At 69.1% G+C, this 25,270-nt stretch carries 21 protein-coding genes, 1 tRNA gene and 1 pseudogene; 17 read left to right on the forward strand and 6 right to left on the reverse strand.

Going from position 1 to position 25,270, the window contains the following annotated elements:
- From V7E05_RS04320 to V7E05_RS04350, 7 genes and pseudogenes are all read left to right on the forward strand, one after another.
- Nucleotides 1-315, forward strand: a pseudogene (locus V7E05_RS04320) (MCE family protein); the annotation flags it as partial.
- Nucleotides 312-1,466 carry an MCE family protein gene (locus V7E05_RS04325; protein WP_333618444.1) on the forward strand — a complete coding sequence of 385 codons (1,155 nt, stop codon included), beginning with the start codon at nucleotides 312-314 and terminating at the stop codon, nucleotides 1,464-1,466. The pseudogene V7E05_RS04320 and the gene V7E05_RS04325, both read left to right, overlap by 4 nt.
- A complete protein-coding gene (locus V7E05_RS04330) occupies nucleotides 1,463-2,728 on the forward strand; it encodes an MCE family protein (RefSeq protein ID WP_333618445.1) in 1,266 nt (421 codons plus the stop codon). Before V7E05_RS04325 ends, V7E05_RS04330 begins: the two co-directional genes overlap by 4 nt.
- The gene (locus V7E05_RS04335) at nucleotides 2,725-4,008 is read left to right on the forward strand and encodes an MCE family protein (protein WP_333618446.1); all 1,284 of its coding nucleotides are present in this window, start codon (nucleotides 2,725-2,727) and stop codon (nucleotides 4,006-4,008) included. The genes V7E05_RS04330 and V7E05_RS04335 overlap by 4 nt, the downstream gene beginning before the upstream one ends.
- A complete protein-coding gene (locus tag V7E05_RS04340; RefSeq protein ID WP_333618447.1) occupies nucleotides 4,005-5,474 on the forward strand; it encodes an MlaD family protein in 1,470 nt (489 codons plus the stop codon). The genes V7E05_RS04335 and V7E05_RS04340 overlap by 4 nt, the downstream gene beginning before the upstream one ends.
- Nucleotides 5,475-5,480: 6 nt before the next feature.
- On the forward strand, nucleotides 5,481-6,131 hold the full coding sequence (locus V7E05_RS04345; RefSeq protein ID WP_333618448.1) for a hypothetical protein: 651 nt from the start codon (nucleotides 5,481-5,483) through the stop codon (nucleotides 6,129-6,131).
- Nucleotides 6,128-7,303, forward strand: a complete 1,176-nt coding sequence (locus V7E05_RS04350; protein ID WP_333618449.1) for a hypothetical protein — start codon at nucleotides 6,128-6,130, stop codon at nucleotides 7,301-7,303. The genes V7E05_RS04345 and V7E05_RS04350 overlap by 4 nt, the downstream gene beginning before the upstream one ends.
- A 55-nt stretch (nucleotides 7,304-7,358) precedes the next feature.
- On the opposite strand, the gene V7E05_RS04355 is transcribed toward V7E05_RS04350, so the two are convergent.
- From V7E05_RS04355 to V7E05_RS04365, 3 genes are all read right to left on the reverse strand, one after another.
- Complete coding sequence (locus V7E05_RS04355) at nucleotides 7,359-8,780, reverse strand: alpha,alpha-trehalose-phosphate synthase (UDP-forming) (RefSeq protein WP_333618476.1); 1,422 nt, start codon at nucleotides 8,778-8,780, stop codon at nucleotides 7,359-7,361.
- 414 nt (nucleotides 8,781-9,194) lie between these two features.
- On the reverse strand, nucleotides 9,195-9,395 hold the full coding sequence (locus tag V7E05_RS04360) for a hypothetical protein (protein WP_333618477.1): 201 nt from the start codon (nucleotides 9,393-9,395) through the stop codon (nucleotides 9,195-9,197).
- Between the two features lie 125 nt (nucleotides 9,396-9,520).
- Nucleotides 9,521-10,981: a threonine/serine ThrE exporter family protein gene (locus V7E05_RS04365; RefSeq protein ID WP_333618450.1), complete on the reverse strand. Its 1,461-nt coding sequence runs from the start codon at nucleotides 10,979-10,981 to the stop codon at nucleotides 9,521-9,523.
- 260 nt (nucleotides 10,982-11,241) lie between these two features.
- Between V7E05_RS04365 and V7E05_RS04370 the strand changes: the two genes are divergently transcribed.
- Nucleotides 11,242-11,317 (forward strand) — tRNA-Thr (locus V7E05_RS04370).
- A gap of 55 nt (nucleotides 11,318-11,372) precedes the next feature.
- Here V7E05_RS04370 and V7E05_RS04375 read toward each other — a convergent pair.
- The gene (locus tag V7E05_RS04375; RefSeq protein ID WP_333618451.1) at nucleotides 11,373-11,636 is read right to left on the reverse strand and encodes a hypothetical protein; all 264 of its coding nucleotides are present in this window, start codon (nucleotides 11,634-11,636) and stop codon (nucleotides 11,373-11,375) included.
- 4 nt (nucleotides 11,637-11,640) lie between these two features.
- Nucleotides 11,641-12,066 carry an HIT family protein gene (locus V7E05_RS04380; protein ID WP_333618452.1) on the reverse strand — a complete coding sequence of 142 codons (426 nt, stop codon included), beginning with the start codon at nucleotides 12,064-12,066 and terminating at the stop codon, nucleotides 11,641-11,643.
- A 719-nt stretch (nucleotides 12,067-12,785) separates the two neighbouring features.
- Between V7E05_RS04380 and V7E05_RS04385 the strand changes: the two genes are divergently transcribed.
- The 5 genes from V7E05_RS04385 to purB all read left to right on the forward strand — a co-directional run bounded on the left by V7E05_RS04385 (nucleotide 12,786) and on the right by purB (nucleotide 19,754).
- Nucleotides 12,786-13,541, forward strand: coding sequence for a TetR/AcrR family transcriptional regulator (locus tag V7E05_RS04385; RefSeq protein ID WP_333618453.1), 756 nt, complete (start codon nucleotides 12,786-12,788; stop codon nucleotides 13,539-13,541).
- A 108-nt stretch (nucleotides 13,542-13,649) separates the two neighbouring features.
- Complete coding sequence (purD, locus tag V7E05_RS04390) at nucleotides 13,650-14,957, forward strand: phosphoribosylamine--glycine ligase (protein ID WP_333618454.1); 1,308 nt, start codon at nucleotides 13,650-13,652, stop codon at nucleotides 14,955-14,957.
- Nucleotides 14,958-15,144: 187 nt separating this feature from the next.
- A complete protein-coding gene (locus V7E05_RS04395) occupies nucleotides 15,145-16,266 on the forward strand; it encodes an aminotransferase class I/II-fold pyridoxal phosphate-dependent enzyme (protein WP_333618478.1) in 1,122 nt (373 codons plus the stop codon).
- Between the two features lie 172 nt (nucleotides 16,267-16,438).
- A complete protein-coding gene (locus V7E05_RS04400) occupies nucleotides 16,439-18,226 on the forward strand; it encodes an AMP-binding protein (protein WP_333618455.1) in 1,788 nt (595 codons plus the stop codon).
- A 55-nt stretch (nucleotides 18,227-18,281) separates the two neighbouring features.
- Nucleotides 18,282-19,754: an adenylosuccinate lyase gene (gene purB / locus V7E05_RS04405; protein ID WP_333618456.1), complete on the forward strand. Its 1,473-nt coding sequence runs from the start codon at nucleotides 18,282-18,284 to the stop codon at nucleotides 19,752-19,754.
- A 25-nt stretch (nucleotides 19,755-19,779) separates the two neighbouring features.
- Here the strand turns inward: purB and V7E05_RS04410 are convergent, their stop codons facing one another.
- The gene (locus V7E05_RS04410) at nucleotides 19,780-20,409 is read right to left on the reverse strand and encodes a hypothetical protein (RefSeq protein ID WP_333618457.1); all 630 of its coding nucleotides are present in this window, start codon (nucleotides 20,407-20,409) and stop codon (nucleotides 19,780-19,782) included.
- A 103-nt stretch (nucleotides 20,410-20,512) separates the two neighbouring features.
- Between V7E05_RS04410 and V7E05_RS04415 the strand changes: the two genes are divergently transcribed.
- From V7E05_RS04415 to V7E05_RS04430, 4 genes are all read left to right on the forward strand, one after another.
- Nucleotides 20,513-21,442 carry an alpha/beta fold hydrolase gene (locus tag V7E05_RS04415; RefSeq protein ID WP_333618458.1) on the forward strand — a complete coding sequence of 310 codons (930 nt, stop codon included), beginning with the start codon at nucleotides 20,513-20,515 and terminating at the stop codon, nucleotides 21,440-21,442.
- 105 nt (nucleotides 21,443-21,547) lie between these two features.
- Nucleotides 21,548-22,438, forward strand: coding sequence for a phosphoribosylaminoimidazolesuccinocarboxamide synthase (locus V7E05_RS04420; protein ID WP_333618459.1), 891 nt, complete (start codon nucleotides 21,548-21,550; stop codon nucleotides 22,436-22,438).
- A gap of 123 nt (nucleotides 22,439-22,561) precedes the next feature.
- The gene (locus tag V7E05_RS04425; RefSeq protein WP_333618460.1) at nucleotides 22,562-24,835 is read left to right on the forward strand and encodes a S9 family peptidase; all 2,274 of its coding nucleotides are present in this window, start codon (nucleotides 22,562-22,564) and stop codon (nucleotides 24,833-24,835) included.
- A gap of 82 nt (nucleotides 24,836-24,917) precedes the next feature.
- A partial coding sequence (locus V7E05_RS04430; protein WP_333618461.1) for a DUF2334 domain-containing protein occupies nucleotides 24,918-25,270 on the forward strand: 353 nt, incomplete at its 3' end.

Genomic DNA, 25,270 nt, shown 5'->3' on the forward strand with positions numbered 1-25,270 from the left:
ATCGCGCAGTCCGTCGAGAGGCTCTCGACCGCCGGACAGTCGATGTCCGATCTCATCGCCGACGTGCGCCCTCCGCTGCAGGAGTCGCTCTCGCAGGGCAACCGTCTCGCCGGGAACATCAACGACGACGAGCCATTCGTCGAGAACGTCATCAACCGCCTGCCCAGCGATTTCGAGAGGATGTCGCGGCTCGGCGCCTACGGCAGCTTCTTCAACTTCTATCTTTGCGGCGTCCTCGTCCGGTTCACCGGTCCCGACGGGAAGACCATGTACATGCCGCAGTACGAGCAGAAGACGGGGAGGTGTTCGATGTGAGCGTGGCGAAGAAGGGGCAAGAGCAAAAGAACAGCAAGGCGCCTCGCGGCGCGCTGCGCTTCCGCGACCGCGACCCGAAGCTCATCGGCATCCTCGGTATCGCGATCTGCGTCGTTCTCGTCGTCGTATCCTCGACGTACAACAAGGTCGGCTGGATCATGGGCACCCACACGGCCACTGCCTACGTCGCCGACGCCGCGGGCCTCAAGGTGGGAGACGAGGTCCACGTCGCAGGCATGCGCGTGGGCACGGTCCGGGACCTCAAGATCGACGGCGGGCGGGTCAAGGTCGATTTCGACATCGACCGCGACGTCGAACTCGGTTCCGATACCCGCGCGCAGATCAAGACCGATTCCCTGCTCGGTCGGCGCGCTCTCGCCGTCTTCTCCAACGGGAAGGGTGAACTCCCGGACCGCACGATCCCGTTCGAGCGCACCTCGACCCCGTACTCGCTGACCGATGCTCTCGGAGACGTGTCGAAGACGGTCGACGAGCTCGACACCGACAAGGTGTCCGACGCGCTCGGCGAGATCTCGAAGACTCTCGACGCCGCCGGGCCCGAGACGCGAGGGGCGCTCGACGGGATCACCCGCCTGTCGAAGACTCTCAACGACCGCGACACGCAGCTCCGGGAGCTGCTCCAGAAGGCGAGCGAATCGACAGATGTGCTCGGCCAGCGCGCCGACCAGTTCAACAAGGTCGTCAACGACGGGAACACGCTGTTCGCCGCCCTCGATGCACGCAAGCGCGCCATCGCCGACCTGATCCGCAACGTCGATTCGCTGTCCATCCAGCTCTCCGGGCTGGTCCAGGACAACGAGGCGCAGCTCGGACCGACGCTCGAGAAGGTCGACAAGGTCTCGGATCTGCTCATTCGAAATAAGGACGACATCGACATGGGCATCCGCCGCATGAACCCGTATGCGACCGCACTCGGCGAGGCCGTCGCCTCCGGCCCATGGTTCAACGCCTACATCTCGAACCTCAGCCTCCCGCAGTACCCGCAGTCTGTGGTCCACGACCTCGCGCCGCTGCTCGACCCGAATCTCGGGACGCAACCGGACCTCGAGAGGGAGCCCACGATGCCCGGCGCTCCCGGGCTCAACCTCACCGACCAGTACCCCAACTGGGGAGAGGACTCGAACCCATGAGGACACTCCGGAAATTTGCAGCTCCCCTCGCCGTCGTCGTGATCATCGCCCTCGTGCTCGCGCTCGGATGGTGGGTCTTCTTGCGCGACCCGCACAAGACGATCACCGCATATTTCACCGAGGCGAAGGGCATCTACGCCGGGGACACAGTGCGCATGCTCGGCGTCGAGGTAGGCACGATCGACTCGATCACGCCGGTCGGGGACCACACCGAGGTGAAGATGAAGATCACCTCGGACCAGGCCGTGCCGGCCGATGCCGAGGCGGTGATCGTCGCCCAGTCCCTCGTCGCCGAACGTTTCGTCCAGCTCACCCCCGCCTACCAGGGCGGGCCCGAGATGGAGGACGGCGCGACCATCGGGGTCGACAAGACCGCGATCCCGGTGGAATGGGACGAGATCAAGAACGAGCTCATGTCCCTGTCCACCGCGCTCGGTCCGGACGAGAAGAACCCCGACGGCGCGCTCAGCGATTTCGTCGACGCCACCGATTCGATGCTCGACGGTAACGGCAAGCGCGCGAAGGGCACCCTGGAGGAACTGTCGAGGACGATGGACACGCTCTCGCAGGGGCGCACCGATCTCTTCTCCACAGTCAAGAACCTGCAGCTCTTCGTCACCGCCTTGTCGAACAGCGAGGAGCAGATCGTGGCCTTCTCGGGGCACCTCGCCTCGGTCACGGACGTGCTCAACCAGTCCACCGGGGACCTCGACAACGCTCTCAAGGACCTCGACGTGGCGCTCGGCGATATCGACCGCTTCCTCGGAAACAACGCGGACAAGATCACCGGAAGCGTCGACAAGCTGGGGCAGGCCACCAACGTGCTGCGCGAGCGCCGCGGTGACGTGGAGAATCTCCTCCACGTCGCGCCCACCGGCATGGCGAATTTCTACAACATCTATCACCCGTACCAGGGCACCCTCAACGGCGTGCTCGCCCCGCAGTGGCTGTCCAATCCCATGCAGTTCATCTGCGGCGCGATCCAGTCGCTGTCCAACAACACAGCGCAGAACGACGCGCAGCTGTGCCAGTCGTACCTCGCCCCGCTGGTCAACTCGATGGCGATGAACTACCCGGACGCAAAGATAACGACCCCGAGCACCCCGTCCGCGGACGACACCCAGATCGACAACGCACAGAAGCCTGGGACGCAGACCCCGAACGGCGTGCAGCCGGCCTCGGAGTCCCCGGCAGCGGTGGGCAACGACGTGGCCGCCGGAACCGACCTCACCACCCTCCTCGCCCCGGGAGGCGGACGATGAGAATCCGAAACAACAGCGCCGGCAACGCCGCGAACAACCCCCGTATCGCTCCGCATCGCGGCGCCGGGACCGCGCGGCCGCGCCTCGCCGCGCGCCGGACCGCGGGCGCCTGTGCGATGGCGATGGTCGTCGTCATGGGCGCGAGCGGTTGCGCGTGGAAGGGCCTCAACTCCGTCGCCCTGCCCGGGGCGAAGGGGCATGGGGATGGCTCGTTCGAGATCACGGTGCACATGCCGGATGTGACGACGCTGACCCGGAACTCGCCCGTGCGGATCGGGGACGTCGAGGTCGGCTCGATCTCGGACATCCGCGCCGACGACTATGAGGCCGTGGTCACCGTCGCCCTCGACGGAGATGTCGAGCTGCCCGGGAACGCCTGGGCCAAGGTGGGCCAGACCTCGCTGCTCGGTTCGCAGCACCTCGAGCTCACGCCGCCGCCCGAGGACCGCCCGACGGGCAAACTCGGGGACGGGGACGTGATCCCCATCGAGCACGCCGGGACGTACCCCACGACCGAGCAGACGCTCGCGGCGCTGTCGGTCGTGCTCTCCGGCGGCGGGCTGCAGCAGTTCCAGGACATCGCCAACGAGCTCAACAAGGCGCTCGACGACGGCCGTGTCGTCGACGCCCGGCAGGTCATCGAGCGGCTCAACGACACCGTCGGTCGACTCAACAACCAGCGCGATTCCATCGTCAAGGCGATGGAGGGGCTCGACCGTCTGGCGGGGAACGTCGCGGACGAGAACGACACGCTGTCGAAGGCGCTCAATCAGATGCCCGAGGCGACCCGGATGCTCAACGACCAGAAGAATCAGCTCAGCACCGCGCTCGTGAGCCTCGGCGACCTCGGCGCGAAGGCCACGACGGTCACGAGGGAGGGCGGGCAGAACCTCGTCGACAACCTCAACAACCTCGTGCCGACGCTCACCCAGCTCGCCGACACCGGCCGCAACCTCACGCGCGTGTTACAGATCCTCGTGACCTTCCCGTTCCCCCAGAGCGGCATGGACAACTTCCTCAAGGGCGATTTCGCCAACCTCTACATCGATGCCGACGCCACCAACGAGCGGCTCGGGGAAACGCTCCTCCTCGGCACCGAGTTCGGCAACCGGATGTCCGGGCTCGAGGGAGTGGTGGGCATGGCGCCCGCGCCCATGTCCAACGCGGATCCCTACGCGATGGAGGTCCCCAAGGACCAGCAGGGACAGAACGGTACGCAGGGGCAGGGCGGCGCTCCGGGCGCCGCCGCCCCCGCTCCGCAGGAAGGAGCCCGCCCATGATGTCGAAGACCGTCAAGTGGCAGCTGTTCGTCTTCGCGATCGTCACGGTCATCGGGCTCACCGCGATGTCCGTGGTCTACCTCAAGATCCCGCAGCGCTTCGGCTACAACCGCACGGACATTTCGCTCGAGATGCCGTCGACCGGCGGGCTGTACCCCCATGCGAACGTCACCTACCTCGGCGTGGTCGTGGGCTCTGTGGAGGACGTGACCCTCGAGCCCGATGGCGTGCTCGCCAACCTCTATGTCTCGGAGAGCTCGGATGTTCCGGAGAACGTGCGCGCCGAGGTTCGCTCCGTGTCCGCGGTGGGCGAGCAGTACGTCGATCTCATCCCCGTGGGCTCGTCCGAGGGCAAGCTGCGTAGCGGCACCACACTGAGCGGGGACCAGATCTCGCTGCCTCAGGGCATCGGCCCAGTGCTCGACCAGGCGACCGCGCTTCTCGCGAGCGTGGACAACACCAAATTGCGCAACGTCCTCCAGCAGAGCTTCGACGCCTTCGCCGGCAGCGAGCAGGACATGCAGCGGCTCATCGACTCGACCCGTCTGTTCGTGCAGGAGGCGAACGACAACAGTGACTCGGTGAACAAGCTTTTGCAGGACGGCGAGCCGCTCCTCGACTCACAGACCGCCTCGCAGGATTCGCTGAAGAAGTGGATCTCGAATCTCGCCAACGTCACCGACCAGCTCCGGCAGAACAGGCCGCAGCTCGAGAGCATCCTCGACAACGGTCCGGAGGCGCTGGCGAAGACACAGCGCACGTTGGATCAGCTGCAGCCGGTCCTCCCCGTGCTCGTGGCCAACCTCATGTCGCTCGGCGAGGTCGGCGTGGTCTACAACCGCTCGCTCGAGCAGCTCCTCGTGCTCTATCCGGCGATCGCCTCGGGTCTGCTCACGGCCATCGACGGCGGCAAGGAATACAACTCGATCAAGGTCGACTTCAACCTCCAGATCAACAATCCGCCTCCGTGCACCACCGGGTTCATCCCCGCGGCGGACCAGCGCAGCCCCGCCGATCTCTCGGTTCCCGCGCAGATCAACGGGTTGTATTGCAAGGTCCCTTCGGACTCGCCGACCGCCGTGCGCGGCGCGCGCAACCTCCCCTGCATGCAGTTCCCGGATCGCCGCGGCGCCAGCCCGGAACAGTGCGCGAATGGCGGCTATGGGGCCGGCGATGTCGAAGGCGTCAACCCGCCCGACAACAGCGAGATCGGTCCGCCCGACACCCAGATCGACGATCTGGGCCTCCAGGATTGGTCGGCAGGCGGGCAGGATCCGAACTCCTACAACGTGCCCGCCGCGAACACCAAGGGTGATACCTACGCCACATCGGCCGCCATGTACGATCCCGACACTGGCGAGTACCAGGGGCCGGATGGCAAGACCTACAAGCAATCCGACCTAGGGAAGAACACCGCCTTGGCGGCCGGTGCCTCGATGACCGACGCCATGTTGAATGGAGTGTGAGCAGTTTTGAGCCGAGCATTATCTTCACGCACGGTGCTCGTCGTCGCCGCGGTGCTGGCCCTCATCGCCCTCGTCTTCGCGGGCTTCGGGGCGGGCTTTGCGATCAACGAGCACAATAAGGCGAGCGATATCCGCTCCTCCCGCGCGAGCACGTACGAGCAGCAGCAGAACGCGGTGGACTTCGCGGACAAGGTGATGACCAAACTCATGACCATCCGCCAGGACACCGTCAAGGACGACGTCGCGGCCATCGAGGCCGATATCGACGGGGATTTCGCCAGCCAGTTCAGCCCGCGCACGGACTCCTACGAGAGCATCGTCGAACTCAACAAGATCGTCGCCGAGGGCTCGGTCGTGGCCTCGGGCCTCGAGAACGAGTCCACCGATGACCAGGGGAAGACCCAGTACAACGTGGTGATGGCAGTAGACCAGCAGATCCAGAACCAGCCGGGCGATGCGGCGAAGGCGGGCGACAAGAGCGCGGCACCGTCAACGTCGAAGAAGGCCCCTGCGTCAAGCTCGGCGGCCCCGAGCTCTGAGAAGGCCGCCGCGCCATCGAGCGGCGACGGCGAGAAGCACACGTATCGGGTGCGGGTGACCGTCACCCCGAATGACGACGGAGACCTCAAGGTCACGGGGGTGAACTTCATCCCATGAGCGAAGACGAGAAGAAGCGCGCGGCGGATTCCGCCGAGGACGCGGAAGTCGCGAAGGCCGATGATGCCGCGAAGTCGGCGGGCTCCGCGAAATCGGCCAGGGCCGCAAGCTCGACGGCGAAAGGCGACGCCAAGGACGCGGTGGCCTCCGATCACGCCGAGCCGGCGGCCGACTCCGCAGGAGTTGCCCCTGCAGGTTCCGCGACTGAGGGCAAGGCCGGCGGTGACTCCCGCAGCCTGCGCCGGGCGGAGCGTGCCGCCAGGAAGGCCAAGCGCGCTCAGGACAAGGCGGATCGCGCGAGGGCCGAGGCGCTCGATGCCGTGCGCGCGAGCGGGCTCGGACTGGTGGCGGACGACGCCGGGGAATCAGACGACGCCGAAGCCGACGCCACAGATGGCTCTGTCGCCGCGGATAAGGAGGACGGTGAGGGCGCCGCGAGTGCTGCGGCGAGCATCGGTAGTGCAGGCCCCGAGGACAAGGAAAGCGGCAAGTCCGCACGCGACTCGGCCGGGAAGGCTAAGGCCGGGGGAGAAGGAACTCCGCCGTCATCCGGTCCCGGAGGGAAGAGTGCGAATAAGGCCGACAAGGCGAAGGGCACGGCAGCGAAGGCGGGCAAAGCCGGAACCACGTCCCGAACCGCTCCGCGGCGCGAAGGAAACTCCACCCTCGCGGCGATCCTGTTCGTCATTGCGGCGCTGCTCACCGTCGGCGGGGTAGTCGGCTGGGTGGCCTACGCGGGGCAGGTCGGCGACGCGAAGGCCGAGCAGCGGGAGACCGATGCGCCGCAGGAGGCCTCCGACAAGGCGCGTCAGATCGTCACGCAGATGTTCACCTACGACTACGACAAGGTGGACGAGCAACTCGGGCAGGTCGAGGGGAGCCTCACCGGCGATGCCGAGAAGGAGTTCCGCGAGACCACGAGGCCGAAGGTGAGCGAGCTAGCCAAGTCCGTAGAGGCGAATTCGTACGCGACCGTAGCGGCCGTGGGCGTCTCGGAGCACCCTGACCCCGATCACGTCGTGGTGGTGGTGATGCTCAACCGCATGGTGTCCACGAAGGACCAGCCGGAAGCGCAGAACTCCGCGACGCGGCTCAAGGTCTCGATGGACCGGATGCCGGGCGACGACGGCGGCGAGCCGATGTGGAAGGTCTCGAAGGTCGAGGTGCTGTAGCGTGGCCGGCGCCGTTGCGGGGAGGGACAGCCCGCCCGGCGACGGCGTCCGCGCGCTATAGCTTATCGGCGAGCTCGTCGCCGCCGAGGGCAGTGAGGAAGAGGCGCGCCCAGCGGGTCACGTCGTGGGTGAGGACCTGGCGGCGCATCGCGGACATGCGGCGGCGACGTTTCTCGGGTTCGTCGTCGACCGCGAGCTCGATCACGTCCTTGACCCCGTCGAGGTCGTGCGGGTTGCACTTGTACGCCTGGCGCAGCTCCGCCGCCGCGCCGGTGAACTCGGAGAGCACGAGCGCGCCCTTGCCATCGGTCGAGGCGGCGACGTATTCCTTCGCCACGAGGTTCATCCCGTCGCGGATGGGCGTGACCAGCATGATGTCCGCCGCGGCATAGAAGGCGAGCAGCTCGGACTGCGGGATCGGGCGGTGGAGGTACGTGACGATGGGGTGCCCGATGGTGCCGAACATGCCGTTGATCCGCGAGACGCCGTGCTCGATGGACACGCGCATCGTGCGGTACTGCTCGACGCGCTCGCGGCTCGGAGTGGCGATCTGCACGAACGAGACGTCGCCGGGGTCGATACGACCCTCCGAGATGAGCTCCTCGAGGGCGCGGAGCCGCACGTCGATGCCCTTGGTGTAGTCGAGTCGGTCGACGCCGAGCATGAGCAGCTTGGGACTGCCGAGCTCGCGGCGGATCTCGCGGGCCCGCTGGCGCACCTCGCGGCCGCGCGAGCGCTCCGAGATCGATCCTGAGGCGATGGAGATGGGGAACGCCCCGACCTTGACCTCCCGGAAGCCGACGTGCACGACCCCCGACCGGCTGCGCCTGCGAGGTGTGCCGATGTTGCGCCGCGAGGTCTCGTAGCCGGCGAGGCGCGAAGAGAGGTAGAGGAAATTCTCGACGCCGCCGGGCAGGTGGAAGCCGACGAGATCGGCGCCGAGCATGCCGTCGATGATCTCCGTGCGCCACGGGAGCTGCATGAACAGCTCGACCGGCGGGAACGGGATGTGCTGGAAGAAGCCGATGGTGAGGTCCGGGCGGATCTGCCGCAGCATCTTCGGGACGAGGAGCAGCTGGTAGTCCTGCACCCAGACGATCCCGTCCTCGGCGGTCGCCGCGGCGGCTGCCTCCGCGAAGCGGCGGTTGACCTCGACGTAGGCCGCCCACCAGTGGCGGTGGTACTCGGGCTGGACGACGACATCGTGGAAAAGCGGCCACAGCGTGCCGTTAGAGAAGCCCTCGTAGTAGAGCTCGATTTCCTCGGCCGACAGAGGGACGGAGTGCAGCTCGATGCCGCCGGCGACGAAGGAATCCGGGTGGGCGTCGGCCACGCCGGGCCAGCCGACCCACGCGCCGGAGGACGCCTGCAGCACGGACTCGAGCGCCGTGACGAGGCCGCCGGGGGAGCGTTTCCAGACCTCGGTGCCATCGGCCTTGCGCTCTAGGTCGACCGGGAGGCGGTTGGCGACGACCACGAAATCCGCGTCGCCGACCGGGGCATCGGGGGCAGGGCTCCTCGTGGCGCCGTCGAAAGCGTTCTTCCGCTGCCCGCTGTCCTTGGCTGCACGCTTCGACGCGGCAGGCGCCGACTTATCCGTCTCGGCTGCCTTCTCCACCGCCGTAGTCACCGTCGCCGCATCCGTCTTCTTCGCCCTCGCCGCCACATCCGCCTCCTGCTCGCCGAAGTCTTCCCGGCTCTCGCCGCCCGCGCCGAGCGGCGCGAATCCGGGGTCCGGAACCAGACTACGTGGGTGTCCGCAGTGGGGAGACGCGAGCGGCGGCCGCCCGGAGTACCGGGCGGCCGCCGCGCAGTCGCTGTTTAGGTGCGTTCGGGCCGGTGGGATCTACGCCCTTTGTGCCCGACGCGTCCCCTGTGTCTTCTGCGACGCCTAGCTTTCCTCGGACTCGCTCGCGACGAGGTCTGCGGAGTCGGGGCCGATTCCGAGCATGTTGAGCAGCATCGTGCACTGGTCGGGATCCGCCGAGTGGGCGGCGACGACGATGCGGGCGCGGTGCGCGGTCTCGTCGGCGACGGGCTCGAGGTCGTCGTCGCGCAGCGGATCGACGGTCTCGTTCGGCTTCGTGGCCATGGTGGTGGTCCCTCCTGCCGTGCCGGAATCCTGCACGGACATGATGCGTCTTGACTGATCGTTCGGCCTATCGAGGTGGTCCGATCGACAGCCGGTCTCGGGTCATTCTAGCCGCTCGGGTGGGATCAGCCGATCGAGAGGTCCGTCGCCTGCGTCTTGCGCATCGCGCGGGTGATCCACTCACCGAATACGATGCCCGCGGCGAGCGCCACCGCGGTGCCGCCGGCCTGGAAGAGCTGCTGGAGCGCGGAGCTGGCATCGTCGGAGAGGAGCCCGGCGAGCCCGCGATACAGGGACAGGCCGGGGAGCAGCGGCGCGACGCCGGCGATCGTGACCACCACTGTGGGAATGCCGAAGAGGCGGGCGAGGATGCCGCCGATGAGGCCTGCGACCATGGCGGCGAGGCCGGAGCCGACGATGGCGCCGAGGTCGAGGTCCGTCGACAACGCGTAGACGGAGTACGAGATCGCTCCGACCACGCCGCTCAGGAGAATCGCGCTCTTCGTTGCGTAGGAGGCCAGGGCGAAGCCTGCGGCGCCGATACCCGCGGCGAAGAAGGAGACGACGAACGGTGCCGTCCCGTAGATCGTCGGGTTGATCTGCGGCGTCTCGACGCCGAATCGCGCGATGAGTGCCATGGCGGCGGCGATGCCGCCGACGATCCCGCCGGTGAGCATCATGGTCTCGACTATCCGACCCGCAGAGGTGACCGGATAGCCGGTTATCGCGTCCTCGATGGCGCCGACGAGCGTGAGCCCGGCGAGGAGCACGATGATTCCCGCCGCGACGATCTGCGAGGGCCGCACGTCGAAAGAAGTGTCCTGCAGGATCTCATAGGCGCTGAGCGCCACGCCGCCGGCGATGAACCCGCCGACGAACTGCTGGAAGAACACCGGCAGCCCGGCGTTCGAGAGGAGGCGGTTGACCCACATGGTGAGAAAGACCGACACGAAGGCGAGCCCGGCCGAGAGTGGCTGGCCGCCAAACTGGGTGACGACGCCGGCCGCGAGCAGCGACCAGCCCGTGATCGCGAGGTTGAACCCGTAGGGATGCGGCGCCTTGTTGATCTCCTCGACTTCTTGGGTCGCTCGTTCGAGGGTGACCTCGCGGCGGATGATCCTGTCGATGAGGGCCGTGATGCGCATCATCCGCGTGAGGTCGATCGTGCGGTACTGGACGACCTTGATGGCGGAGACGGGCGGGCGGCCGGGGCGGCGGCCAACAGCCATGGTGAGCGACGTGAAAGTGACCTCCGCCGTCGCATGGGGGAGGCCGAACGATGCGGCGACGGACTGCGCCTGGAGCGCGGTGTCCGCGGCCCCCTCCCCGGAGGACAGGAGCACATCGGCGATGTCGAGGGCGAGCTGGAGCACCTGGGTGACCACGGCGTCGTCGTCGAGGTCGATCGGGGCCCACGGCGACAGCGGCGGCTCTGCGGCGCGGTCGATCGCGGACTTGCGGAGGCCGAGCCGGGCGAGGGGCCGGGTAATGGGGTCCAGGGTCGACGTGAGCAGGTCCTTGGCCTGCTGCGCACGCTCCCCCTTGGGGCGCCCCGCGTGCTCCGTGCGTGCTACTCGTGCCGACATCGCCGGTCCGACCTCCCTCGCTGATCTCGCTGCCGATTGTCCCGCACGGACGGCGCCGATGCCCGCCTCGCGAGGCGCTTCGCAGCACAAGGACCGCGAGAACGAGGGGCGGAGGGAGGGTTCGGGGAAGGCCGCGGGGATTCGACGAGGAAACGTGTGTGTAGTGGTGTGATGCGAATCGGGCGCGTGCGTACACGCGTGCCCGGGCGCGGCTCCGATGTAGGCTCACGCTCGCTCGGCAGATAGACTAACCGGCACCGGCTGGAGTGGCGCAATTGGTAGCGCACCCGACTTGTAATCGGGCGGTTGAGGGTTCAAGTCCCTTCTCCAGCTCCACCCCTTTCCAGGCAGTTCGCCCCGCCGCGTCCGGCGGGCGGGGCGGACCGGGAAGTCAGTCCGCCGAGAGCCTGCCCAGCGCGGACCACGCCGATTCCAGTCCCGCGCGCGCTGTGGACAACGCTTCCTCTGTGCGGCGGAGATCCGCTTCGAGGGACGTTCGCGTTTCCTCTGCCGACCACGGCGAGCCGGAGTCGACCCGTAGCCCATCCGGATCCCACAGGTCGACATCGAGCCGGAGGAAGGCGAGACGCTCGACCCGCTTTCCGATCTCCTCGTGGAGGGCGCCTATTTCCGCGTAGAGCTCCTGCGGCCGCATCGAGCTATTCCGCGACGTGCTCGCCGTTGCCGGCTTCGCGGAGAGCGGCGCGGATGGCCGCTGCAGCGGAGTCCATCTCCGCGTCGGCGACATCGGAGTTCGCGCGCGAGAGATCGAAGCCGCCCATGTCCCACGCGGGGAACACGTGGACATGGGTATGGGGTACCTCGAAGCCGGCGATGAGCTCCCCGGCGCGCGGCGCGTCGAAAGCCGCGACGACCGCGCGGCCGATGATTTGGGCGACGGACATGAGGTGCGCGAATTCTTCTGCGGGGAGATCCGTCCACTTGTCGACCTCCGCCCGCGGGACCACGAGGGTATGCCCGGGGGCGACGGGCGCGATTGTGAGGAACGCCACACAGGTCTCGTCGGACCACACGAAGCGGCCGGGGAGCTCGCCGTCAATGATTTTTGAGAAAACCGATGCCATGCCACGAGCGTACGCGCGGCCGGGCGGGCGTTACGCCGACGTAGTGCCACATAGCGGGGCCACGCCGGCATGGCCGGGTTCGCCGCCGAGCGGCGGCCGAGCTGAGGGTTTGCATTGGTCACGGGGAAGCGGCCCTGCCGGCCGAATTTGACATGCCGCTTTGCTACATGCCCCCGGTTCCCGCGGGTGTGCATTCCTCACTTTTGGGGACGTATCATCTGTATTACCTTCACATGGCGCGCCCGACAACCGGCACTTCCGGGTGACGGACGCATCCGGCGAAGAGGTCATTAGAGACGGGATTCTCGCGGGTAGACCGTGGATCGGAGCGGGCGCATCGAGATCGAGCGCGCCCGGTCGAATACCGAGCCACGCCTCATCGCGATCACTTGTCCCGTCGGCTTCCGCATTGTCCCCGGTTGGCGGCGCCGTGTAGTTCTCATTGCTCACACGGCACCACGGGAGGCGGGCACCACTGAAGGTGCCGTGTCGACCGGAACCGTGGAGATCAGTGCCCCGGTGGATCCGTTCGGAACCTTGCTCGCCCCGGAGGCGGTCCGTCACGCCCACAGGTGGGCACCACCCGGCGTCACGATCTCCGCCACGCAGATCTCCACCACAGGACACGCACCACGTACCGGCCCCGTCCAGCGACCGCTCGCGAGGGCCACACACAAGACCCAATAAACCGATTCCGGCACCAATAAGGAGGACCGACAGTGTCCGCCACCCAGCAGAACACCGATTCCGGCTCGATTGCCCTCTCCGAGTCTCGCAAGCCCTACCACCACGGCGACCTGCGCCGCGCGATCATCGCCTCGGCGACCCGCCGCGCCCGCCACGACGGGGAGCGCGCGATCGTGCTCCGCGAGATCGCCTCAGAGATCGGTGTTTCTGCCACGGCCGCATACCGCCATTTCGCCAACCGCGCCGAGCTCGTCGACATCGTCGCCAGCCGTGGCCTCGAGGAGATGGCCGAGGGGATGCGCACGAGCCTCGTGCTCGATGCCGGCGTCGCCCCCGAATCCGAGTCCGAGCGTGCCGGCCTCGCCGCCTGGGCGGATGTTCGCAACGCGTGCCGCTCCTTCGTCAAGTTCGCGATCGACGAGCCCAAGTGGATCCGCATGATCACCGACAACGGCGGAGACTCCGAGACCGTCCAGGAGTCGCTCGACAAGCTCACCGCCGCACTGCTGCGCCATGTCGAGCGTGGCGTTCCCTCGGGCATCGCGCGCACCGATTTCGCAGAGGCCGAGCGCTTCGAGGTGTGGTCCTCGCTCATGGGCATGTCGATGCTCAGCGCCCTGGGTTTCCTCGGCACCGATGACGCGATGGACCAGGTGTGGACCATTCTCGACAATCAGCTCGACCGGGTCATGGCGCCGATCCTGCTCACCGAGCGCGGCCGCGAGCTCGTCGCCGCGCAGCCGCCGTTCCCCGCCGGCGCGCTCTCGGATCTCACCGACTGGCTGTAACAGGCATTCGCCTCCGGGTGTCCGTCCGCTGGTGCCACCAGTAGGCGCCGCCTGTGGGTCGCCCGATCCGGCCCCCGATCCGCCTCCGCGTTCCTATAGTCTCGGACCGTGCGAATTCTTGTGATCGGCTCCGGTGCCCGCGAACACGCCATCCTCGCCGCGCTCCACGGCGAGGGCTCAGACCACGAGCTCCACGTCGCCCCCGGCAACGCCGGGATGGGCGCGGTGGCCACGCTCCACGAGGTCGACGCTGCGGCGCCCTCCGCGGTCGTCGCGCTGGCCCGCGAGGTCGGCGCCGATCTCGTGGTCATCGGCCCCGAGGTCCCGCTCGTCGCCGGCGTCGCCGATGCCCTCCGCGACGCCGGCTTCGCGGTCTTCGGGCCGTCCGCCGAGGCCGCGCAGATCGAGGGTTCGAAGGCCTTCGCCAAGGACGTCATGGCCGCCGCCGGCGTCCGCACCGCCCACGCGAGGATCGTCGACTCCGCAGGGCAGCTCGATGCCGCGCTCGCCGAATTCGGCCCGACCTACGTCGTCAAGGACGACGGACTCGCGGCGGGCAAGGGCGTCGTCGTCACCCCCGACCTGGAGGCGGCTCGCGTCCACGCGCTCACGTGTCTCGAGGACGGCCACCCGGTCCTCCTCGAATCCTTCCTCGACGGGCCCGAGGTCTCGCTCTTCTGCTTCGTCGACGGCGAGGAGGTCGTGCCGCTCCTGCCGGCGCAGGACCACAAGCGCGTCGGCGACGGCGACCGCGGCCCCAACACCGGCGGCATGGGTGCCTACACTCCGCTCCCGTGGCTTCCCGAGGGCTCGGTACAGACCATCGTCGACGAGGTCGTCGCGCCCGTGGCCCGCGAGCTCGTCGTCCGCGACGTCCCGTTCTCCGGCCTTCTCTATGCCGGCCTCGCCATGACTTCGGACGGCCCCGCCGTCATCGAGTTCAACTGCCGGTTCGGCGATCCCGAGACACAGGCCGTGCTCGCGCTCCTCGAGAGCCCGCTGAGCGAGGCGCTCGCCGCGACCGCCGGCGGCACCCTCGCCGAGCTCCCGCCGCTGCGCTGGAAGGACGGCGCCGCCGTGACAGTCGTGCTCGCCGCCGAGAACTATCCTGCGAGCCCGCGCAAGGGTGACGTGATCACGGGGGCGGACCGGCCCGGCGTGCTCCACGCGGGCACCGCGGCGGGCGAGGACGCAGGCATGGCCGCCGGCACCGCCACCGGCACCGGCACCGCCGGCAAGAGCTACGTGAGCGCGGGCGGTCGCGTGCTCTCGGTCGTGGGCACGGGCACGGACCTCGCCGCCGCGCGCGACGAGGCGTACCGCCTGCTCGACGGCATCGAGATGCGTGGCGGGCATTTCCGAACCGACATCGGGCTCGCAGCCGTCGAGGGCCGCATCTCCCTGCCGGGCGCGTAGCGGGGGAGCGTTCGCGATGGCCGATCGGAGGGAACCCGCGGAGGGCGCCTCGCGCCCCGAAGAGCCAGGCAGCCTCGGCGACCCCGTCGGCTCAGGCGGCGTCGGTGGCCCCGGCCGCCCAGGCGACTCCGGCGACCCCGGCCGCACGCGCCGCTCCGAACGCTCCCGGGTGGAGCCATTCCGGGTCATGGAGGTCATCGCGGCGGCGAGCCGGCGGCAGGGGTCCCATGGCGACATGCTCTCGCTGTCCGCGGGGCAGCCCTCGACGCCCGCGCCCCGCCCGGTCCTCGCCGCCGCTCGTGACATGCTCGACCGGGAGATCCTCGGCTACACGCCGACCCCAGGGATCCCGGAGCTGCGCCGCCGCGTCGCCGCGCTCCACACCGACAGGTACGGCTACGAGGTCGACCCGGCCTCCGTCGTCATCACCACCGGCTCTTCCGGCGCATTCACCGCCCTCTTCCTCGCCGCCTTCGACCCCGGCGACGTGGTCGCGCTCGCGCGGCCCGGCTACCCGGCCTACCGCAACGCCCTCGCGGCGCTGGGCTGCGAGGTCGCCGAGTTCGACCCGGCAGATCGCGTGCGCTTCCAGCCGTCCGTCGCGGACCTCGAGCGTCTGACGGCGGAGACCGGCGCGCCCCCGGCCGGCCTCGTCATCGCCTCTCCGGCGAACCCGTCGGGCGCGATCATCGACGCGGGAGAGCTCGCCGACATCGCCGCCTGGTGCGAGGCGCACGGCACGCTGCTCGTGTCCGACGAGATCTACCACGGGATCTCGTTCGGCCGGCGCTGCGCGAGTGCTTGGGAATTCTCCAGGAACGCCGCGGTGATCGGATCGTTTTCGAAGTATTTCTCGATGACCGGCTGGCGGATCGGCTGGATGCTCGTGCCGGACGATCTCGCCGAGGCCGTGGACACGCTTCTCGGGAACCTCAATATCTGCGCGCCGGCGAACTCACAGTTCGCGGCGCTCAAGGCGCTCGGCCCGGAGGCGGCGCGTGAGCTCGACGGGCACGTCGAGCGGTACGCGGCGAACAGGGACCTCGTGCTTGGCCGGCTCGACGAGCTGCGGCTGCCGCTCGTGGCGGAGCCCGACGGTGCCTTCTACGCGTACGTCGACGCCTCCGCATACACGAGCGATTCGCTTTCGTGGTGCCGGGAGGTGCTCGACGCGACCGGCGTGGCGCTCACCCCCGGCGTGGACTTCGATTCCCGCGACGGCGGATCAACCGTGCGGATCAGCTTTGCGGGGGCGGGCGGCGACATCGCCGCCGCCCTCGATCGCCTCGCGGCGCACTTCGCGCGGTAGCGGCCGCGCCTCCCGCAGGCCTGCCCCGCGTGGCTTTCACGGTCGAGGGTGCTGGGGCCCGGGCAAATCCGGGAAATCGCGGCTAACCGAAATCGACATTCGCTCGCCAGCGTCGTGTGATCTGCGTCATAATCGGCTGCAGTAACCGCATCCGTACCCAAGGAGCGCCACCATGCCGCAGACAGAGCAGCAGACACAGCCCACCACCCCGCGGGTCTCGCGCCACGCAGCCCCGGACCGAACCGCGGTGTCCGTCGCCGAGCTCCTCGCCGAGTACGACACCGCGGACGCGTGTATCGCCGAGCTGCTCTGTGACCGCCACGATCCGGAGGCCGTCGCCTTCGTCTCCGTCCGCGAGGCCGCAGACGGCGAACTCGAGGCGCGCGACGTCACGTACGGCGAGCTGCGCGCGCGGAGCGAGGCGGTCGCGGCGGCGCTCGCGAGTCTCGGGGTCGGCGAGGGCGACTCGGTCGCCACGCTCATGGGCAAGTCCGTCGACCTCCTCGCGGTGATGCTCGGCGCGTGGCGCCTCGGCGCCGTCTACCTGCCGCTGTTCACCGCATTCGCCTGGCCCGCCATCGAGATGCGACTCTCGGGCGCGCGGGCGAAGGTCGTCGTGTGTGACGCCGATCAGCGCGAGAAAATCGAGAGCGATTCCGGCGCGAGCCTCTCGGCCGGCTCCGCGGCCGCCCCTGCGATCCTCGTCGCCGGGGAGGGTGTCGAGGACTCGGTACTCCGCGAGGGGGACCGGCTCCTGCGCGACGTCGTCGCCGAGGCGGAAGCCGCCGCAGGTGGTGCGCTCGCCCCGGAGTCCTTCCGCGGCGGCGGCGCGGCGACGATGGCCCTCCTCTTCACGTCCGGCACCACCGGCAAGCCCAAAGGGGTCGTGATCCCCACGCGTGCCCTCGCTTCGTTCCACTCGTACATGGAGATCGGCCTCGACGTCGCGGCAGACGACGTCTTCTGGAACGCCGCGGATCCTGGCTGGGCGTACGGCCTGTACTACGGGCTCATGGGGCCGATGGCGATCGGCGTGCCCAACATCCTCCTCGAGGCGAAGTACTCGCCGCCGCTGGCAGTCAGGGTGTTCGAGAAGCTCGGGGTCACGAACTTCGCCGCCGCGCCGACGGTCTACCGCACGCTTCGCGCGCACACCGGCCCGGACGCCGGACCCGGCCCTGTCCGCCTCCGCTGCGCCTCTTCGGCCGGCGAGCCGCTCACCCCGGAGATCGGGGAGTGGAGCGAGAGGTTCTTTGGCACCGAGGTCCGTGACCATTACGGGCAGACGGAGCACGGGATGTTCATCGTCAATGCGTGGCACCCGGGATTCGCCCGACCCATGGAGCAGGGCTCCATGGGGCAACCCCTGCCGGGCTGGGAGTGCGCGGTGCTCGATTCCCTCGCCGACGAGCCCCTCGCCGAGTTCGACGAAGACGGTATGACGCCGATGGGGCCTGTCGCCATCGACTCGCCCGAGAGCGGGCTCAAGTGGTTCGGCGGCTACCTCGACGCACCGGAGAAGACCGCCGAGCGCTACTCGGAGGACGGTCGCTGGTATTACACGGGCGACGCGGGCAGGCGGACCGCGGAGGACTCCTACTTTTTCGCCAGCCGTGACGACGACGTGATCATTATGGCCGGCTACCGGATCGGCCCGTTCGACGTCGAATCCGTGCTGTCCGGACACCCGGAGGTGGTCGAGTCCGCCGTGGTCGGCGCGCCCGACGAGCTCCGCGGGGAGGTCCTCGAGGCGTTCGTCGTGCTCCGCGGCGGAGTCCCGGCGGACGAGGAGGCCGCAGCGGCGATGTCCGAGGAGCTGCAGCAGCTGGTCAAGACCGGGTTCGCCGCGCACGCGTACCCGCGCTCCATCCACTTCGTCGAGGATCTGCCGAAGACCCCCTCGGGCAAGATCCAGCGCTTCCTGCTGCGCAAGCAGAGGGCCGAGGAGTCCCGGGCCTAGCCGATTCCACAGGGGGAGGGGCTGTGGCGGGCGCTCGTGGGGAATAATCGACGGCGTGACTTCCAGCGCCAACGACCACACAGCCACTGCCCCCGCCGCCGACCAGAAGCCCTCAATCGCCAACGTGCTCGCAGGCCGCTACGCGAGCGCGGAGATGGCGAGTATCTGGTCGCCGGAGAACAAGATCCGCCTCGAGCGGCGCCTGTGGATCGCCGTCATGCGTGCCCAGGCGGAACTGGGGCTGGACATCGACCAGTCCGTGATCGCCGACTACGAGGCCGCGGTCGACACGATCGACCTCGCGTCGATCGCGCGCCGGGAGCTCGTCACCCGCCACGACGTCAAGGCGCGGATCGAGGAGTTCAACGCGCTGGCCGGGCACGAGGACATCCACAAGGGGATGACCAGCCGGGACCTCACCGAGAACGTAGAGCAGCTCCAGGTGCGGCAGTCGCTCGAGCTCGTCCACGGCCGCGGTGTCGCCGCCGCACGCCGCCTCGCCGAGCGCGCCGTCGCCTACCGCGACATCGTCATGGCCGGGCGTTCCCACAACGTCGCCGCGCAGGCCACGACGCTGGGCAAGCGCTTCGCCTCGGCAGCGGAGGAGCTCCTCGTGGGGCTGCGCCGCGTCCGCTCGACTGCCGACGCGTTGCCGCTGCGCGGGATCAAGGGGCCGATGGGCACGGCGCAGGACATGCTCGACCTCTTCGGCGGGGACGAGGCGAAGCTCACGGACCTCGAGGTGCGCATCGCGCGCCACCTCGGTTTCGAGCAGGTCTTCGACTCGGTCGGCCAGGTGTACCCGCGCTCCGTGGACCACGAGGTGGTCGGCGGGCTCGTGCAACTCGGCGCCGCCGCGTCCTCGTGGGCGCACACCATGCGGCTCATGGCCGGCAACGAGACGATGACCGAGGGGTTCAAGCCCGGCCAGGTCGGCTCCTCTGCGATGCCCCACAAGATGAACGCACGCTCGTGCGAGCGAATCAACGGCATGCAGGTCGTGCTCCGCGGCTACCAGTCGATGGTCTCCGAGCTCGCTGGCGCGCAGTGGAACGAGGGCGACGTATTCTGCTCCGTGGTCCGCCGCGTCGCTCTGCCCGACGCGTTCTTCACGGTGGACGGACAGTTCGAGACGTTCCTCACCGTCCTCGACGAACTCGGCGCCTACCCCGCGGTGATCGAGAAGGAGCTCCAGCGCTACCTCCCGTTCCTTGCCACGACCAAGGTGCTCATGGCCGCGGTCCGCGCGGGCGTTGGCCGCGAGACCGCGCACGAGGCGATCAAGGAGAATGCCGTGGCCGTGGCGCTGGCCATGCGCGAGGAAGGCAGCGAGCCCGATCTCGTCGAGCGGCTCGCCGCGGATCCGCGCCTGCCGCTCGACCGTGCCCAGCTCGAGGAGGCGCTCGCGGACAAGGCCGCCTTTATCGGCGCCGCCGGGGCGCAGACAGACGCGGTCGTCGCGCGCGTCGCCGATCTCGTCGAGGCCTACCCCGAGGCCGCGATGTACACGCCGGGCGACATCCTCTAAGGCCCGCGGCTCCGGCGCCGGCCGGCTAGGCCTCGGCGCCCACGCCCATCGGGTACAGCCCCGAGGCCACGAGGAACGTGCCGACGGCGACGAGGACGGTCACGGCGCCGAACGCGACGAGCGCGATCTCGGCGGGCCGGATCCGCGAGCGGGTGCCGCGCCGTTCGCCGTCATCCAGGGGGAGGCCGCCTCCTACGGTGGGCGAGCCGAGCGCTGCGTTCCCCACCGCGGCGTTCCCCATTGCGGCGCCTGCCGCCGGGGCCGCGCCACTCCGCGCGCCGGCGCCGCTGCGCACGACCTCGCCGCTGCGCGTCGCCGCGCCCGCACTCACCACCGTCGCGCGCCGGCTACGCTTCGCCGCCGCCTTCGACGTGCCGATCCACCACCACGTCGACGACAGCAGCGCGAGCCCGATCGACCACCACACGGTGGTGCCGCGGAATACGGGATCGCCGAGCGTCGTGGACTGCCGCGTAAAGCTCATGAGCAGTGCGCCGAGGAGCGCGAGCACCGCGGAGACGAGACCGAGCGTGGGGCGCAGTCGGGGGACGAGGACGACCGCAACCACGAGCACCGTGGCAGTGACGACGAGCATCGTCGCACCCCCTGTGAGCAGAAATCCCGGGGTAGTCGATTGGGTGGCGAGGACATTCACGGCGGCGACGCTATCGATCGATCCTGGCAGTCCCACCGATTAGTCGCTGAGAGTGCAGTGATAGGAGCGAGTGGATTCCCCGCCGGGCCGCTACTGTGGCCCCATGGCGACACTCCCGAGCATCGAATCCCTCGACCTCGACTCCGAGCCCTGGGTCCCCAGCGCCGCGGGCAGCCGCGTGGGCGGTCTCTTCGGGCGCCATTTCCGCGGGCGCCACTCCGCGGCCGAGGGCGCGCCCAGAGCGGAGCTGCTCCTCGTCCACGGCTACGGCGAGCACCACGGTCGCTACGCGCGCCAGATCGCCCACCTCGTATCCCGCGGTGTCTCCGTCTACGCGCTCGACCTGCCGGGGCACGGCCGCTCGCCGGGACGCCGGGCTGTCGTGGACTGCGCGGAGCTGGTCGCCGTGGTCCACGAGGCGGCGCTCGGACTCGCCGCCGACGCCCACGAGCGCGGCCTCCCTCTGCTCCTGTTCGGGCACTCGATGGGCGGGCTCCTCGCGGCTGCGACGGCACTCCGCGTCCCCGGTCTCGCGGACTCGATCTTCTTGTCCTCCCCGGCGCTGCGGGTCGGGAACGGGGTGCCGGCGGCCGTCGAGAGGCTCGGCGGCGCACTCGCCGCGATCGCGCCCGCGGCGCCCGCAGAGAAGCTAGACCCAGCGGGGATCTCCCGCGTCCCCGATTACGTCGCCGACTACGAGTCGGACCCGCTCGTCGCGCACCGCTGGGTCCCCGCGCTTACGGGTACGTCGATGCTCGCGCTCGGCCGCCGCACCCGCGAGCAGTCCGGGGCCCTCGACACGCCGACGCACATCGTCCACGGCGCCGAGGACCCCATCGCCTCGCTCGCAGGTTCCCGCGAGTTCGCCTCACGCTCCGCGTGGGTGCGCGAGGAGCGCGGGGAGGCGCCGCTCGTGGTGCTCACCGAGGTGGCCGGCGGCCTCCACGAGCTGTTCAACGACCTCGCCGAGGCGGAGGCCTACGCCGCGCTGGACGCGTGGTTGGACTCGGTGCTCGCGCCCGCCGCCTCGTAGCGGCTCGCGCCCGCGGCGGTGGGCACCAAGTGCTGCGCACCTCTCGCACGCAGATCGGTAGCTCCCGCAACTATGACGCCGGACGGACTGCGTACCCTTGCCCGTATGCGTCCCCAACTCTCTGACTACACGCACCTCGGCGGCGGTAAGGTGCGCGAGCTCTACGCCATCGACGACTCCACGATGCTGCTCGTGGCGACCGACCGGATCTCGGCGTACGACCACATCCTCTCGACCCCGATCCCGGGGAAGGGCCGCGTACTCACTGCGATGAGCTTCTTCTTTTTCGAGGCCCTCGGGGTCGACAACCACCTCGCGGGTCCCGCGGACGATCCCCGCATCCCCGAGGAGGTCCTCGGCCGGGCGATGGTCGTCGACACCCTCGAGATGGCGCCGGCGGAGTGCGTGGCGCGCGGCTACCTCACCGGCTCCGGTCTCGCCGAGTACGAGCTCTCCGGTACGGTGTGCGGGATCGCCCTGCCGGAGGGACTCGTCGAGGCGAGCCGCCTTCCCGGGCCGATCTTCACTCCCGCCACCAAGGCGGAGCAGGGCGAGCACGACGAGAACATCTCTTTCGAGCGTCTCGTCGAGATCGTCGGGCCGGAGCTCGCCGCGCGCCTGCGTGATGCGACTCTCGACATCTACTCGCGCGCCGCAGCGCTCGCCGCCGAGCGGGGGATCATCCTCGCGGACACGAAGTTCGAGTTCGGCGTCGCCGCCGACGGCCGCCTCGTCCTCGCCGACGAGGTACTCACTCCGGATTCCTCGCGCTACTGGCCTGCGGACACGTGGAAGGAGGGGGAGGTGCAGCCCAGCTTCGACAAGCAGATCGTCCGCAACTGGCTCACGGGCCCCGAGTCCGGATGGGACCGCGCCTCGGATACCGCGCCGCCCGCGCTCCCCGAGGCCGTGGCCTGGCGGACCCGCGAGCGATACATCGAGGCGTACGAGCGGATCTCGCAGCGCTCCTTCGCCGACTGGCCCGGCACGGATTAGAAGACGCCGACGCGAACCGCCCGGCGCGCGGGGGACTCGCGACGTACGCCGTCATACCCGAAGAGGCCGAGCCGCGCGGTCGCCCGAGCACCAACCGCGACACCACCCACAGGAGGACTTTTCGTGAGCACGCCCGCCGACCACTCCGCAGACGACGCGAACGAGCCCGCAGGCGCCGCGACCGCACCGCGGACCACCCCGCCGGTCGCCGCGAAGGTCCCGGTTGTGCGCGGGCCGCACCACGGCCGCGAGTTCGTCGACGACTACGAGTGGATGCGCGATCCGGAGTCGTCCGAAACGCGCGCCTACCTCGAGGCTGAGAACGCGTACACCGATCACGTGCTCGCGCCCGTGGAACCGCTGCGCGATCGCGTGTACGGCGAGATCCGCTCGCGGATCAAGGAGACGGACATGTCCGTCCCCAATCGCTCGGGGAGCTGGTGGTACTTCTCGCGCACCGAGGAGGGCAAGTCCTACGGCCGGCACTGCCGCCTTCCCGTCGAGCAGCGCTTCGTCGATGCCCCACTCGACCCGGAGGGCTGGGCGCCTCCGGCTGTCGAGGGCAGCGAGGAGCTCCCCGGCGAGGAGCTGCTCTTCGACGGCAACCTCGAGGCAGAGGGCCACGAGTTCTTCTCCATGGGCGCCTTCGCCACGAACTTCGGCGAGGACCTCCTCGCGTACTCGATCGACGTGGTCGGCGACGAGCGCTACACGCTCCGCTTCCGCGCACTCGCCGATTCCGTCACGGCTCCGGCCGAGGAGATCCGCGGTATCGCCCCGGGGGTCACGTTCTCGCGCGACGACAAGTACGTCTTCTACATCACCGTCGACGAGTCGTGGCGCCCCGACACCGTGTGGCGCCACGAGCTCGGCACCGACCCGGCCTCCGACGTCAAGATCTTCCACGAGCCGAACGAGTCGTACTGGGTCGGCTTCGGGATGACCCGCTCGGAGCGATACCTGCAGATCCTCCTCGGCTCGAAGATCACCACCGAGTCGTGGCTCCTCGACGCCGACGATCCCACCGGCGAGTTCTGGTGCGTCCGCCCGCGAGAGACCGGCATCGAGTACGACCTCGAGCACGCGCAGTGGGGCGGGGAGGACCGCCTCGTGCTCACCCACAACGCCGGTGGGCCCAATTTCCTCGTGGCCCACGGGCCCGTCGCGCCGGTCGAGGACTGGGACTCGCTCGCCGAGCTCGTGCCGCACCGCGACGGCGTGCGGGTCGAGGGCGTGGACTGCTTCCTGACGGCGCTCGTGCTGTCCTACCGGGAGAACGCGCTTCCCCGCGTGGCGCTGGCCCGGATCCAAGACGCCGGCGGAGTGCCTGCGACGACGGCCGAGGACGCGCGCGCCGGTGAGCTGGGGGAGTTCGAGCCCCTCGATTTCCCGGAGGAGCTCTTCACTTCCGGCCTCGGGGCCAACGGCGAGTACGTGACCCCCGTCCTACGCCTCGGCTACGGCTCGTACGTGACTCCCGGGCGGGTCTACGACATGGACATCGCCACCGGCGCGATGACGCTCCTGCGCGAACAGGAGGTGCTCGGCGATTTCGACCCGTCCCGGTACGTGCAGCGGATGGAGTGGGCGGAGGCCGCGGACGGCGTCCGCGTGCCGCTCTCGCTCGTGATGAGCGTGGACACCGCCGCCCGCATCGAGGCCGGAGAGCCCGCGCCGACGCTGCTCTACGGCTACGGCAGCTACGAAGCGAGCATGGACCCGTACTTCTCGGTCGGTCGGCTCTCGCTCATGGACCGCGGCCTCGTCTACGCAGTCGCACACGTGCGCGGCGGCGGCGAAATGGGTCGCACCTGGTACGACGACGGCAAGATTCTGCACAAGGTGAATACCTTCACCGACTTCATCGCGTGCGCCGACAGGCTCGTGGAACTCGGGGTGTCGAGGACCGAGACGCTCGTCGCCGAGGGCGGCAGCGCAGGCGGGCTGCTCATGGGCGCCGTGGCGAACATGGCCCCGGAGAAGTTCCGCGGGATTCTCGCCTCGGTGCCGTTCGTCGACCCGCTCACGTCGATCCTCATGCCCGAACTTCCGCTCACCGTGATCGAGTGGGACGAGTGGGGTAACCCCCTCGCCGATCCCGAGGTCTACGACTACATGGCTTCCTATGCGCCCTACGACAATGTCGAGTCGAAGGACTACCCGGCGATGCTCGTGGTCACCTCGCTCAACGACACCCGCGTGCTCTACGTGGAGCCGGCGAAGTGGGTGGCGAAACTCCGCGATCTCTCGCCGACAGCGAACGATCCCGAGCGCGGCGTTCTGCTGCAGTGTGAGATGGACGCCGGGCACGGCGGCGTCTCCGGCCGCTACGAGGCGTGGAAACAGGCGGCGCTCGAGCTCGCCTGGGTGCTGTGGACCGTGGGGATCCGCGACTAATACGGGGCAATAGGGCTAGGCATTCCCCGGCGGGACACCTCGGCGTCACCTGTTCGTCAACTCATCCTGAGAAACTCCCGGCATGAGTGCCCGCCTGATCGTCTCGCTGTCCGGCATCCGCGATAAGCACCTCGAGAACTGCGAGGAACTCGTCGGGGATCTCGACCGTCGCGGCGTCCCGCTGTCTTTGCTCGTATCGCCGCGGCGCGGGGAGAAATACCGGCTGGCCGATGATGCCGAGACACAGGCCTGGATCCGCTCCCGCCGCGATGCCGGGGACGCCCTGGTGCTCAGCGGGTACGACGAGGCGGCGACCAAGCGCCGCCGCGCGGAGTTCAAGACCATCAGCCGTTCGGAGGCCTTCGTCCGGCTCTCCGCGGCGAAGAGGCTCATGGCCGATATCGACCTCGATTCGACGATGTTCGCGCCGCCCCG

The organism is Dietzia sp. (genome assembly GCF_036741115.1).
GTDB lineage: Bacteria > Actinomycetota > Actinomycetes > Mycobacteriales > Mycobacteriaceae > Dietzia.

What these genes read in the sequence shown, in the direction of transcription:
- V7E05_RS04330 (WP_333618445.1), top strand. Translation starts at nt 1,463, where the DNA reads ATGAGGACACTCCGGAAATTTGCAGCTCCCCTCGCCGTCGTCGTGATC.
- V7E05_RS04335 (WP_333618446.1), top strand. Translation starts at nt 2,725, where the DNA reads ATGAGAATCCGAAACAACAGCGCCGGCAACGCCGCGAACAACCCCCGT.
- V7E05_RS04340 (WP_333618447.1), top strand. Translation starts at nt 4,005, where the DNA reads ATGATGTCGAAGACCGTCAAGTGGCAGCTGTTCGTCTTCGCGATCGTC.
- V7E05_RS04350 (WP_333618449.1), top strand. Translation starts at nt 6,128, where the DNA reads ATGAGCGAAGACGAGAAGAAGCGCGCGGCGGATTCCGCCGAGGACGCG.
- V7E05_RS04360 (WP_333618477.1), bottom strand. Translation starts at nt 9,395, where the DNA reads ATGGCCACGAAGCCGAACGAGACCGTCGATCCGCTGCGCGACGACGAC.
- V7E05_RS04365 (WP_333618450.1), bottom strand. Translation starts at nt 10,981, where the DNA reads ATGTCGGCACGAGTAGCACGCACGGAGCACGCGGGGCGCCCCAAGGGG.
- V7E05_RS04375 (WP_333618451.1), bottom strand. Translation starts at nt 11,636, where the DNA reads ATGCGGCCGCAGGAGCTCTACGCGGAAATAGGCGCCCTCCACGAGGAG.
- V7E05_RS04380 (WP_333618452.1), bottom strand. Translation starts at nt 12,066, where the DNA reads ATGGCATCGGTTTTCTCAAAAATCATTGACGGCGAGCTCCCCGGCCGC.
- V7E05_RS04395 (WP_333618478.1), top strand. Translation starts at nt 15,145, where the DNA reads ATGGAGGTCATCGCGGCGGCGAGCCGGCGGCAGGGGTCCCATGGCGAC.
- V7E05_RS04400 (WP_333618455.1), top strand. Translation starts at nt 16,439, where the DNA reads ATGCCGCAGACAGAGCAGCAGACACAGCCCACCACCCCGCGGGTCTCG.
- V7E05_RS04415 (WP_333618458.1), top strand. Translation starts at nt 20,513, where the DNA reads ATGGCGACACTCCCGAGCATCGAATCCCTCGACCTCGACTCCGAGCCC.
- V7E05_RS04420 (WP_333618459.1), top strand. Translation starts at nt 21,548, where the DNA reads ATGCGTCCCCAACTCTCTGACTACACGCACCTCGGCGGCGGTAAGGTG.